Source organism: Streptomyces ferrugineus (assembly GCF_015160855.1).
Taxonomy (GTDB): Bacteria; Actinomycetota; Actinomycetes; order Streptomycetales; family Streptomycetaceae; genus Streptomyces; species Streptomyces ferrugineus.
The window spans coordinates 337,375-349,394 of record NZ_CP063373.1; the positions used below are offsets into that span (position 1 = coordinate 337,375).

Genomic DNA, 12,020 nt, shown 5'->3' on the forward strand with positions numbered 1-12,020 from the left:
CTGCCCCAACCCGCTGATGGGTGGCGCCCCTGATTTCCTGCTCATGACAGGGCGTACGACGATGAGCAGTCGCGAGGACGAGACGCTGGCGCGGGCCGCCGTGACCGCGCTGACCGGGCAGCTCGCCCTGGCTCCCAAGCCGGGCCTGCCCGACCCGCGCGACCTCGGCGCCCGCGTCACCCGCCGGGACCACCGCATGCTGCGCTGGTCGGCCAAGGCGCTCGCGCCCGGCCTCGCGGCGATGGCCGCCGCCGCCCGGCGCACCGGCGAGCCGACCCCCGCACTGCGCACCGGCGAGCCGACCCCCGCACTGCGCACCGAACTCGGCGCGATCGGCAGATGCACCGAACACTCGGTGGGCCTCGCGGGCGGCGGCCACCGGGGCGCCCTCTGGGCCCTCGGCCTGCTGGTCGCCGCGGCCGCGCTCGACCCCCGGGCTGACGCGCGTGACATCGCCGCGACCGCCAAGCGCATCGCCGCGCACACCGACAGACGCGCCCCGCGCAGGCCCTCCAGGGGCTCCTCGGTGTCCGCGAAGTACGGCGCGGCCGGGGCGCGGGGCGAGGCGAGGACCGGGTTCCCGCACGTACGGGGGGCGTTGGACGCCCTCACCACGTCCCGTGCGGCCGGCGCCACCGAGGAACAGACCCGTCTGGACGCCCTGCTCACCGTGATCTCCACCCTCCAGGACACCGAACTCCTCTACACCGCGGGCCCGATCGGCCTACGGCACGTCCAGGCGGGCGCCCGCACGGTCCTGGAGGCGGGCGGCACGGCCACCGAGGCGGGCGCCCGGGCCCTGGCCGCCCTCGACGCCGACCTGCACGCGCGCGCGTGGAGCCCGCGGGGGAGTGCGGGCCTGCTCGCGGGGGCGCTGTTCCTGGACGCACTGCCCGTCACGGCACGAGCTCGGGCCGCCTGATCCGGTCCTCCGCCCGGCGACCGGCGGCCAGACGCGCCGCCGGTCCCATCGCGTACGACGCGGCCAGCATGGCCCCGCCCAGCAGCAGCCAGCCCGGCGTCCCCCACTCCACCAGCAGGGTCGTCAGCAGGAGCGGGCCGAGGGTGCGGGCGACGGTGACGCCGGTCCCGAACAGGCCCTGGTACTCGCCCACGCGGCCCTCCGGAGCCAGATCGAACGACAGCTGCCAGGAACCCGCCGACTGGTCCATCTCGGCGACCACTTGAAGCACCGCGCCCACCACCAGGACCCCGACGGCCACCCACAGGGAGGCGCCCGCCGACAGCGCGAACACCACGCACGCGGCCAGCATCACCCACCCCGCGCGCCGCACCGCGCGCGTGGCGGTGGCGAGCCCCGTGACGCCGCGCGCCGCCCTGACCTGGAACAGCATCACCGCACCGGTGTTGAGCACGAAGAGCGCCGAGACCAGCCAGGCCGGTGCCTCGGTCCGGCGGGTGATCCACAGCGGCAGGACGAGGCTGAGCAGCGGCAGCCGGAGCAGCAGCACGGTGTTGAGCAGCGCGACGAGAGCGTACGGCCGGTCGCGCAGGACGCCCAGGCCGCCACGGTTTCGCACCATGGGCGCCGGGAGCCCCGGCCGCACGGACGGCAGCCGCAGCAACAGCCCCGCGCACACCACGAAGCTCACCGCGTCCAGCGCGAACACCCCGAGATACGCCGCCCGCGTCCCGGCGTGCAGCGCCAGCCCGCCCAGCCCCGCGCCCACCGCCAGACCGGCGTTGAGCGTCGACTGCAGATGAGCCAGCAGCCCGGTGCGCTCCCCGGCCGGCACCAGCCCCGCCAGCAGCGCCTGCCGGGCCGCCGCGAGCCCGGACTGCGCGGCGGCGTACGCGCACGCGGCCAGCACGAACGGCCAGAAGCCGCGCACGACCGTGAAGGACGCCACCGCGAGCCCCGTCGCGAGGGCCAGCAGCACCGCCGTACCGCGCGGGCCCCGCCGGTCGGCGAGCCGTCCCAGCGGCACCCCGACCAGCGAGCCCACCGCCCAGCCGACGGTCAGCCCGAGCCCCACGCGCGCGGGGGCGAGACCGACGACCTGGGTGAAGTAGAGGGCCGACGTCGTGTAGTAGGCGCCGTCGCCGACCGAGTTGCTCAACTGGGCGTAGGCCAGGAGGCGCGGTGGACCGGCGGGCGGGACGAGCGTGTTCGTCATGACTACGACACTAGGAACGAGGTGGGTCTCTCGGCAGGACCAATCAACGGCCGTTTCAGTGGCCCAATCCGAAGGTGCCGGGCGCCTGTACGCGCCTGCCTCTCAGCCGTCCTCCAACACCTTCCCCAGCACCTCCAACGCCTCCGGATACACCTGCTCCCGGGGCGTCCCGTATCCCACGACGAGCCCCTGCGGCCGCCCCACGCCGCCACCCGGCCCATGCCAGTGCTCCCCCAGCCGCCCCACCGCGAGCCCTTCCGCCGCCGCCCGCGCCAGCACCCGCGCCTCGTCGTCGACCGCCACCAGCGCGTGCAGCCCGGCCGCGATCCCGCGCACCTGCCGACGCGCCCCCAGCCGGTCCACAAGCCGGTCCCGGCGCCTGCGGTACCGCAGCCGGCAGGCCCGCACATGGCGGTCGTACGCATGGCTGTCGATCAGCTCGGCGAGCGCCAACTGGCCGATGGACTCGGTGTGATGGTCACTGTGCAGCTTGGCATCGGCCACGGCGTCGACGAGCTGCGGCGGCAGCACCATCCACCCGAGCCGCAGCGCGGGCCCCAAGGTCTTCGAGGCCGTCCCCAGATACACCACCCGCCCCGGCGCCATCCCCTGCAACGCGCCCACGGGCTGCCGGTCGTAGCGGAACTCCCCGTCGTAGTCGTCCTCGACGATCAGCCCGCCACGCGCGCGTGCCCAGTCGGTGAGCGCCCGCCGCCGCTCGGGGTGCAGCGTCACACCGGTCGGATACTGGTGCGCCGACGTGACGACCACGGCCGCGCAGTCCCCCAACTCCTGCGCACAGGCCCCCCGTTCGTCCACCCGCACGGGCACGACGAGGCCCCCGTTGCGCCGCACCACCTCCCGATGGAACGGCAGCCCCGGATCCTCCATGGCGATGACGCCGCCCTCCAGCACGCGCGTGAGGAGCGCCAGCCCCTGCACATACCCGGAAGTGATCACGATCCGCTCCGGCGGCGCGATCACCCCACGCGCCCGCCCCAGGTACCCCGACAGCGCGGTCCGCAGCTCGGCACGACCACGCGGATCGCCGTAGTCGTACGCCAGTGAGGGCGCCGTGGCGATGGCCCGCCGCAACGCCCGCAACCAGGCGGCCGCCGGAAACGCCCCCACGTCCGGACTCCCCGGCCGCAGATCGAAACGCGGCGCACGCGCGCGCGTGGCGGCCTCCGGCGGTTCGGCGGCGAGGGCGGGCAGCGAGGCGACCTGGGTGCCTGAGCCCTGTCGCGCGGTCAGGTAACCCTCGGCGACGAGTTGGTCGTAAGCGGCCTTCACGGTGTTCCGCGAGATCCCGAGCTCGGAGGCGAGCCGTCGGGTGGCGGGCAACGGTTCCCCGGGAGCGAGCCGCCCGTCCCGCACGGCATCACGCAGAGCCCTCTCCAACCCTGCACGGCGCCCGTCAGCGGCGGTCAGTTCCAGATGCAGGTCCACACAAACCCCCTCAGGGGCGCGGGGCTGTTAACGATATGCGGCTCCGCCGCGTGGGCGCGACAAGCCCCCACGACCCGCAGACCGCAACGATGGCCGGGCACCCCTCCGGCACCCGGCCATCAATCTCACATCAGCCCTTCAGAGAGGCCATCCACGACTCGACCTCGTCCGACCGCCGGGGCAGCCCCGCGCTGAGGTTCCGGTTCCCGTCCTCCGTCACCAGGATGTCGTCCTCGATCCGCACCCCGATCCCCCGGTACTCCTCCGGCACCGTCAGATCGTCGGCCTGGAAGTACAGCCCCGGCTCGACGGTCAGCACCATGCCCGCCTCCAGAGTGCCGTCGACATACGACTCCACGCGCGCGGCGGCGCAGTCATGGACGTCCATGCCGAGCATGTGCCCGGTGCCGTGCAGCGTCCAGCGCCGCTGGAGACCGAGCTCCAGCACCCGCTCCACCGGTCCCTCGACCAGCCCCCACTCGACCAGCTTCTCGGCGAGCACGCGCTGCGAGGCGTCATGGAAGTTCCGGTACTTCGCGCCCGGCTGCACGGCCGCGATACCGGCCTCCTGGGCCTCGTACACGGCGTCGTAGATCTTCTTCTGGATCTCGCTGTAGCGGCCGTTGATCGGCAGCGTGCGCGTGACGTCGGCGGTGTAGTACGTGTGCGTCTCGACGCCCGCGTCGAGCAGCAGCAGGTCACCCGAGTGCACGGGCCCGTCGTTGCGCACCCAGTGCAGCGTGCAGGCGTGCGGGCCGGCGGCGCAGATGGAGCCGTAGCCGACGTCGTTGCCCTCGACGCGCGCGCGGAGGAAGAAGGTGCCCTCGATGTAGCGCTCGCTCGTCGCCTCGGCCTTGTCGAGGACCTTCACCACGTCCTCGAAGCCGCGAACCGTGGAGTCGACGGCCTTCTGCAGCTCGCCGATCTCGAAGTCGTCCTTGACCAGCCGCGCCTCGGACAGGAAGACCCGCAGCTCCTCGTCCCGCTCGGCGGTGACCTTGTCGGTCAGCGCGGCCTCGATGCCGGCGTCGTAGCCACGGACGACGCGTACGGGACCCGTCGCCTCACGCAGCTTGTCGGCCAGCTCGCGCACGTCGGAGGCGGGGATGCCGTACAGCTTCGCCGCCTCGGTGAGGGAGTGCCGGCGGCCGACCCACAGCTCGCCCTGGCCGGAGAGCCAGAACTCGCCGTTCTCGCGGTCGGAGCGGGGCAGCAGGTAGATCGTCGCCTCGTGGCCGTCCGCGACGGGCTCCAGGACGAGTACGCCGTCCTCGGTCTGGTTGCCCGAGAGGTACGCGTACTCGACCGACGCGCGGAAGGGGTACTCCGTGTCGTTCGAGCGGGTCTTCAGGTTGCCCGCCGGGATCACCAGGCGCTCGCCCGGGAACCGCGCCGACAGCGCGGCGCGCCGCGCCGCGGTCTCCGCGGCCTGCGGGATCGGCCGCAGATCGTGCAGCTCGGTGTCGGCCCAGCCGGACTTCATGTTCTCGGCGAGCTCGTCGGACACGCCCGGGTACAGGCCGTTCTTGCGCTGCTTGATGGGCTCCTCGGACTCGGTCTCCAAGGTCTCCGGGGTGAGCTCGTCGGCCACGGTCATCCTCCTCGATACGGCATTCGACCCCGTCCATCGTACGGTCGCGCACGCGAGGACCCGGCGGAGTGGAACGAGCCGCCCGCCGCTGCTATGGCGCAGGCCACGCGCCTGTTATGGGCGGGTGACCGAGGGCCACGAACCGCTGCTCGAAGCAGGTACTCGAAGCAGCTACTCGAAGCGCGCCGCCAGCAGGACGACGTCCTCGTCGCCGTCCGACCGGTCCACCCCGTCCGGCAGCACGGTGCGCAGCACGTGGTCGACGACGGCGTCCGGGTCGTGCCGGATCGACCTCGGCACCCCGGCGGCCGCCGCGTGCAGCCGGGCGAAGGCGCGGTCGGTGGCGTCGCCGGTGCGGTGCAGCAGCCCGTCGGTGTACAGCAGAACCGTCTCTCCGGCTTCGGCGGTCAGCTCCACGCTCGGCGCCTCCCAGCAGGCCAGCATGCCCAGCGGGGCGGAGACGGAGGTCTCCACGAACTCCGTGCGCCGCTCGCCGATCAGCAGCGGCGGGGCGTGTCCGGCGCCGGCGAGCGTGATCTTGCGCAGGGCGGGCTCGCAGTAGGCGAACAGAGCGGTGGCGGAGCGGGCGGGCTCGGTCAGTCTGAGCAGCAGTTCCAGGTCGGACAGGACCGCGACCGGGTCCTCGCCCTCCATCACGGCGTACGCCCGCAGGCTGGCCCTGAGCCGTCCCATCGCGGCGACCGCGCTGGGCCCCGACCCGGTCACCGAGCCGACCGCGAGGCCGAGCGCGGCGTCCGGCAGCGGCAGCGCGTCGTACCAGTCGCCGCCCCCGCGCGGGCTGGTGCGGTGCCGGGCCGCGAGCTGGACGCCGACCACCCGGGGCAGCCGGGAGGGAAGCAGTTCCTCGGTCATCGTCCGCATGCACGCGCGCGTGCGCTCGACTTCGAGCAGCCGGGCCAGGTGCTCGGTGGCGTAGCGGGTGTACAGGCCGATGAGGTGACGCCGGCCCTCGGCCGGTTCGGCGGGCTCGTCGTACAGCCACACGGCGGCGCCGAGGCGGCCGGCGGCCTCGGTGGCCAGGGGGAGGGCGTAGCTGGCGGCGTAGCCGAGGCGGGCGGCGACCTCGCGGTGGCGGGGGTCGAGTCCGTCCTCGGAGAGCAGATCGGGCTGGGCGATCTCGCCGTCGCCGCCGGGCAGTCCGTCGAGGATCCGCCCGTACGACATCGCGCTGCGCGGCACGGTCTCGATGTGCCCGAGGTCCGCGCGGGCGAGGCCGAGGCCGATGGTGGTGTCCGGGCCCAGTCCGTCCGCGGGTTCCAGTACGACGAGTCCGCGCCGGGCGCCGACGAGGGCGGATCCGGCGCGCAGCAACTCCTCCAGGGCCTCGGCGAGCGCACTCGTGCGGGCCAGCCGTTCGGTGAGTTCGTGGAGGGTCGTGAGGTCCGAGACCCAGCCGGCCAGGCGGTCCTGGAGGAGGGCGCCGGGTGCGTTGGGAGGGGCCACCGCCGGGGTGCCCGAGGGCGCGGGCGCGACAGTGTGTGCGGGTGAGGGAACCGTTGAATCGATTCCGGCCACTTTCGGAGGGTGAGGGGCGTTCATGGCGTCCGGCTTTCCGACCGGTGCGTATTGCTCAAAAGCATCGCAAACCCCCATGTCATTCTGCGCCGCTAGCAGTGTCTCCACATGTACACGCACTCGTGAGGGGATGTCCAGCATTGTCCTGCCGGGATTCCTGGTGTCCGTGGGTAACCGGAGTACTCGGCGTAGACCTCTTGCGCAAAGGCAAAGTTGGCTTAAAACTGCCTCAGGGAACGGGGTATTGCGGTCGACTGGTTTCGCTCCACGGAGCGTCACAGCGGTCGTGATGGGTACGTACTCGGTGAAGGCCAGGGGTGGTTGACAGCCACCCGGAACCTGGTGCCGGACCCGGGCGTCTTAGCCACCGACGATCGTGCCCCATCCTCCCGTGGCGGAGGCGAAGAGAAATACGCGCGACGGCAAAACGCCAGACTTCGCCACCCCACGCCACGCCCATGCTTTTGATAGACGCAGTATGGACGAGGCCGCCACGGAAGCAGCCAAACGCTCGACCCATAGGGGTTCCCCTTGCTCAGGGCAGGGGTGTGATGCGCCAACAGGTACGCACAGTGAAGTGATCGACACATGGTGTGATGTGGTCCACGGTGTTGCCAGCGGTGCAACGGAAAGGAACGAGCGCTCATGCGCGAGATCCTCGGAAGGCGACGCAGGCTCCTGCGCGGTGACGGGAGGCCTGAGCTGATCAGCGCGGCCCTGACCTTCGCGACGGAATGGCAGTGGCCCGTACTCCCGGGAGCGACGACGCATCCGCAGGGGCACTCCCGCTGCGGCTGCCCCGACCCGGAGTGCACGGTTCCAGGTGCCCACCCCTTCGATCCCGGGCTCCTCGCGGCCACCACCGACGAGCGCATGGTGCGCTGGTGGTGGGGCAACCGGCCCGCGGCGCCGATCATCCTCGCCACCGGCGGCAAGGCGCCCTGCGCGGTCAGCCTCCCCGCCCTGCCGGCCGCTCACGCACTGACCGCCCTCGACCGCATGGGCATGCGCCTCGGCCCGGTCGTCGCCTCGCCCGCCCGCTGGGCGATCCTGGTCAAGCCGTACTCCATGGAACAGCTGGGCGAACTGCTCTACGCCAAGGACTTCGTCCCCGGCTCCCTGCGCTTCCACGGCGAGGGCGGCTATCTCGCCCTGCCCCCGTCCGAGACGGGTCAGGGCCCGATCAGCTGGCAGCGTGCCCCGCTGCCCGGCTCGGCCTCCCCGTGGGTGCCGGATGTGGAGGCAGTGGTCGACGCGGTGGTCGAGGCCCTCACTCGTACGGGTGTGAGCGCCCCCGAGTTGTAGGGGTCTCCGGCGTGCGCGGAACGGAGCACACCCGCATGGTCGTTATCTTCCGGATATGCCGCGTCATTCCAGGGGAAAAAGGGCACCGTCGTCGCATCGCCGCGGGCCGAACCAGCGAAGAGTCCGTCTGATCGCCCTCGCGTCCGTCGCGGCGGCCGCCGTGGCGCTGCCACTGGCCTGGGCGGCCGCCGGCCAGGTCGTCGAGGCGGGCCGGGCCGCCGTGGGCACATCCGCGCGCGACGCCGTACGGTCCTCCCCGCCCGCCCCGAAGGACGGCACCGCGCGTCCGTCCCCGCGCGGTGACGCCAAGGCACCCACGGCCACGCCCACCGACTCCCCGGTCCTGCTCGACCTGGGCCTTTCCACCGCGGTGCGCTGCGGTCCCGAACTCACCTCGCCCGAGGGCGTCGAGGCGCAGACCTGTGTCCTCACCCAGGGCGAGGACACCTGGGCGCGGACCTACTACCGCAATGCGACCGGCGATGCGCTGGACTCCGTACTGAGCCTCATGGGGCCCGGTGGGCGCACGGTGCAGATGCGCTGTGCGGTGGGCGCCGACGACGAGCCGGGTACCTGCGAGACGCCCCGGGAGCGCACGCGCGCGGGTATGGACGCCTACACGGCGGTCACGGAGTTCGCCGAGCGGGCCGGGGGCGGGGCTCTACTGCTGCGCGCCACGAGCAACTCCGCGCCGGACAATTCCGGGGGATCCACCGGCGGTTGACGTACGACGTCATTCCGTAAACGCGCGCACATATGGAAAGACCCGGTTGCTGGCGACGGGGGATGCACCAGCAACCGGGCTAATGGAACGGTAACAAGAGATCGGCGGTTCGCAAATTCGATCCGGGCTTTCAAGTCACGGATTCCCTTGCTCCGCACGGGAGTTGTGATCGGATTCACCCCTCCCGGACGGGCCGGCTCGGCTGAACGGCGGTTCAGCCGAACCCGATCTCCGCGGCCCGGGTCAGCTCAGCGTGACCTGCCGGTTGGTCAGACCGCCACGCGCGCGACGCTCGTCCGCCGTGAGCGGAGCGTCCGTGGCCAGGGCCGTGGCGAGGCGCTCGGCGAACTCGGCCGCCGGCTTCTCCACATCCTCGGCGCCGACGCCGCTCGGCAGGTCCCACACCGGCACGGTGAGGCCGTGAGCGCGGAAGGAACCCACCAGCCGGGTGCCCTCGCCGAGATTCGACCGGCCTGCCGCGTGCAGCCGCGCGAGGGCGTCCAGAAGCTGCTCCTCGGGGTGCGGCATGACCCAGCGCAGGTGGTTCTTCTCCGGCGTCTCGCACCAGTAGGCGGCGTCCACGCCGGTCAGCTTCACCGTGGGGATGGCCGCGGCGTTGGCCCGCTCCAGGGAGGCGGCCACCTCCGGGGTGGCGTTCTCCGCGTCCGGCACCCAGAACTCGAAGCCCGAGTGCACAACTGGCTCGAACGCGCCTTCGGGGTCGAGCAGATCCTGCAGCCGCGGACCGTCGGCGGGGGCGCGGCGGCCCTGGACCGGGGTGCCGGGCTGGGCGGCGAGGGCCTGCTGGAGGGTGTCGGCGAGGTCGCGGCTGATGTCGCCCGACGCCGTGTCGTTCTGCAGGCCGAGCAGCACCGTGCCGTCGTCGCGGCGCAGGGCCGGCCAGGCCATCGGCAGTACGGTGGCCAGCGTGACCGACGGGACGCCCTCGGGGAGGCCGCCCTTCAGGGGCAGCTCGACGGTGGCGGCGGGCACCAGCTCGCGCAGGGCCACCCAGTCGCACTCGCTGGGCAGTCCCTCGAACGGGCGCTGCACCAGCTCGGTCACGGCCTGCGCGGCGGCCCGGCCGTGACAGGCCTTGTAGCGTCGGCCGCTGCCGCAGGGGCAGGGCTCGCGCGCGCCGACAACCGGGATCTCTCCGTCAACGATCTGCGGGCGCTTGGCCTTGGTCTGGACTCGCTTCTTGGCCATCGTGGGTGTCTCCCGGTTACGGCTCGTCTGGTACGGCGCGAGCCTAGCCGTTCGCGCCATGGCCGACGGGAGGCTGTGGACAACCCACCGGAACGTGCCGGGAGAAGAGCCGGTTCGGGGGCAGGAACGGGGCCCGTGCCGGAACCGGTGCCCTCAGTCCATGTCGTCGAAGGCGTCCGCGAACTCGAGGCCGGATATCGCGCCCACCGACGGCGCCGCGACGCGCGTAGCGAAGTCATCCCGTCGGTGCCCCGCGTCCGGATCGTGCACGTCGTCGTGGACCACGACCCAGACCGTGACCTCGCCGCGGGCGTCGTCCCTGACGCCCCAGTCGTCGGCGAGTGCGGTGATGATGTTCAGCCCACGGCCGCCGTGTGCGGTGACCGAGGGCGTGGCCGGAGCGGGGCGGGTGGGTCCGCCGCCGTCCGTCACCTCCACCGTGAGTCTGCCGCCCGCGTCCACGCGCCATGCGGCCCGGACGTCGCCGTCCCCGGAGAGCGCGTCACCCAGTGGCCGACCGTGTTTGCACGCGTTGCTCAAGAGTTCGGAAAGAATCAAAACGGCATCGTCGATGACCGATTCCGCCATGCCACCCCTGCGCAACTGAGTGCGCATACGGTGTCTCGCTTCCCCCACGCCCGCAGGACCATGGGGTACGGCCATGCTCGACGACGTGGGCACCTCCTGTGCCACCACCAACGCCACCCCCGAGACCTCCTTTGCCCCACGCCACGGTGTGGATGCCCCATTGGCCTGTACCGGAAACCGGCCAATCAATGTCCGGTGACGCATTCGCCACGATCGAATACGGACCGAACGCGCCGGTGCACTCCCTGTAATCGAGATGGCTGGAATTTTTCGGTGTGGCCGAGAGGGGAGGATGGGGCTGAAGAGGTAGCGGGGTCAAGAGGTTGTGCAGGGATTGAAGGGGTTTTAGGGGTTTCCCTGCATGAGGTTTGCTCTGGCCGCCGGCGTTGCGTCTGCGTCGCTCCGGGCACGCGCGCGTGCGGGTCAGCGCCCCAGCTGGTCCAGCACCGCGCGCGGGCGGTTGGTGATGATGGCGTCCACGCCCAGCTCGACGCAGAGGTCGACGTCCTGGGGCTCGTTCACGGTCCATACGTGCACCTGGTGACCGGCCCGCTTCAGGCGCTCCACATACGCCGGGTGATTGCGCACGATCCGGATCGAGGGGCCCGCGATATGGACCCCCGCGGGCAGCCGGCCGTCCCGCAGCCGCGGTGAGACGAACTGCATCAGATAGACCGTCGGCATCGTCGGCGACGCGGCACGCACGCGATGCAGCGAGCGCGCCGAGAAGCTCATCACGCGCACCGGGGAGTCGTCGGCCGAGGCGGGCGCCTCGAGCCCGAAACGCTTCAGCAGAAGCAGCAGCCGCTCCTCGACCTGCCCCGCCCAGCGGGTCGGGTGCTTGGTCTCGATCGCCATCTCCACGCGCCGCCCCGCGTCGGCGACGAGCTCAAGGAGTCGCTCCAGGGTCAGTACGGAGGTGTCCTCGGGGTCCTCCGGCCGGAACTCCCAGTCGGGCTCCTCGGTCCGGTTCTTCCACGAGTCACGGTTCTTGCGGGAGCCGAAGTCGAGGGCGGCGAGCTCGGCGAGCTCCAGCGCCGAGACCGCGCCGCGGCCGTTGGACGTACGGTTGACGCGGCGGTCGTGAACGCAGACGAGGTGGCCGTCCGCGGTCAGGCGTACATCGCACTCGAGGGCGTCCGCACCGTCCTCGATCGCCTTCTTGTACGCGGCCAGGGTGTGCTCGGGAGCGTCTTCGGAGGCTCCGCGGTGGGCGACGACTTGGATCTGGTGCTGCCGTGCGTGGGTCACCGCGTCATGGTGCCACCGCACCGGGGTAGACGTGCGACCGGAGCAGTTTCGCAAGCGCTGGGATTGCGCCCGTTTAGTCTCACATGACCTATATAAAGAGTGGCCGTGGACGCACAGCGACCGCTTATGGTGCTCTGACGGCCTGTGGGAAAAGCTGACGGCATACAAAAGTCATGCACAGCCGCCGCGTCGCACCGGCCATGAACAAGCGTGAACGGGCGTGACCGAG

At 72.0% G+C, this 12,020-nt stretch carries 10 protein-coding genes; 3 read left to right on the forward strand and 7 right to left on the reverse strand.

The features are described 5' to 3' along the window. The first annotated feature begins 61 nt into the window (after positions 1–61). Positions 62–922, forward strand: coding sequence for a triphosphoribosyl-dephospho-CoA synthase (locus IM697_RS01550; protein WP_194043963.1), 861 nt, complete (start codon positions 62–64; stop codon positions 920–922). Here the strand turns inward: IM697_RS01550 and IM697_RS01555 are convergent. The 4 genes from IM697_RS01555 to IM697_RS01570 all read right to left on the reverse strand — a co-directional run bounded on the left by IM697_RS01555 (position 897) and on the right by IM697_RS01570 (position 6,855). Then, the gene (locus IM697_RS01555; RefSeq protein WP_194043965.1) at positions 897–2,138 is read right to left on the reverse strand and encodes an MFS transporter; all 1,242 of its coding nucleotides are present in this window, start codon (positions 2,136–2,138) and stop codon (positions 897–899) included. The genes IM697_RS01550 and IM697_RS01555 overlap by 26 nt on opposite strands. A gap of 102 nt (positions 2,139–2,240) precedes the next feature. After that, entirely contained in the window at positions 2,241–3,587 is a 1,347-nt protein-coding gene (pdxR, locus tag IM697_RS01560) for a MocR-like pyridoxine biosynthesis transcription factor PdxR (protein ID WP_194043967.1), read from the reverse strand. A gap of 130 nt (positions 3,588–3,717) precedes the next feature. Beyond that, a complete protein-coding gene (locus IM697_RS01565) occupies positions 3,718–5,184 on the reverse strand; it encodes an aminopeptidase P family protein (protein ID WP_194043969.1) in 1,467 nt (488 codons plus the stop codon). 165 nt (positions 5,185–5,349) lie between these two features. After that, on the reverse strand, positions 5,350–6,855 hold the full coding sequence (locus IM697_RS01570; RefSeq protein ID WP_194043971.1) for a PP2C family protein-serine/threonine phosphatase: 1,506 nt from the start codon (positions 6,853–6,855) through the stop codon (positions 5,350–5,352). A gap of 504 nt (positions 6,856–7,359) precedes the next feature. On the opposite strand from IM697_RS01570, the gene IM697_RS01575 reads away from it, so the two are divergent. Together IM697_RS01575 and IM697_RS01580 are read left to right on the forward strand one after the other, a co-directional pair. Beyond that, on the forward strand, positions 7,360–8,019 hold the full coding sequence (locus IM697_RS01575; RefSeq protein WP_194043973.1) for a bifunctional DNA primase/polymerase: 660 nt from the start codon (positions 7,360–7,362) through the stop codon (positions 8,017–8,019). Positions 8,020–8,074: 55 nt separating this feature from the next. Next, entirely contained in the window at positions 8,075–8,743 is a 669-nt protein-coding gene (locus IM697_RS01580) for a hypothetical protein (RefSeq protein WP_407699596.1), read from the forward strand. Between the two features lie 243 nt (positions 8,744–8,986). On the opposite strand, the gene IM697_RS01585 is transcribed toward IM697_RS01580, so the two are convergent. The 3 genes from IM697_RS01585 to IM697_RS01595 all read right to left on the reverse strand — a co-directional run bounded on the left by IM697_RS01585 (position 8,987) and on the right by IM697_RS01595 (position 11,791). Beyond that, positions 8,987–9,952 carry a DUF5926 family protein gene (locus IM697_RS01585; protein ID WP_194043975.1) on the reverse strand — a complete coding sequence of 322 codons (966 nt, stop codon included), beginning with the start codon at positions 9,950–9,952 and terminating at the stop codon, positions 8,987–8,989. A 153-nt stretch (positions 9,953–10,105) separates the two neighbouring features. Beyond that, a complete protein-coding gene (locus IM697_RS01590; protein ID WP_194043977.1) occupies positions 10,106–10,744 on the reverse strand; it encodes an ATP-binding protein in 639 nt (212 codons plus the stop codon). Between the two features lie 219 nt (positions 10,745–10,963). After that, a complete protein-coding gene (locus tag IM697_RS01595; protein WP_194043979.1) occupies positions 10,964–11,791 on the reverse strand; it encodes a glycerophosphodiester phosphodiesterase in 828 nt (275 codons plus the stop codon). Positions 11,792–12,020: the final 229 nt, after the last annotated feature.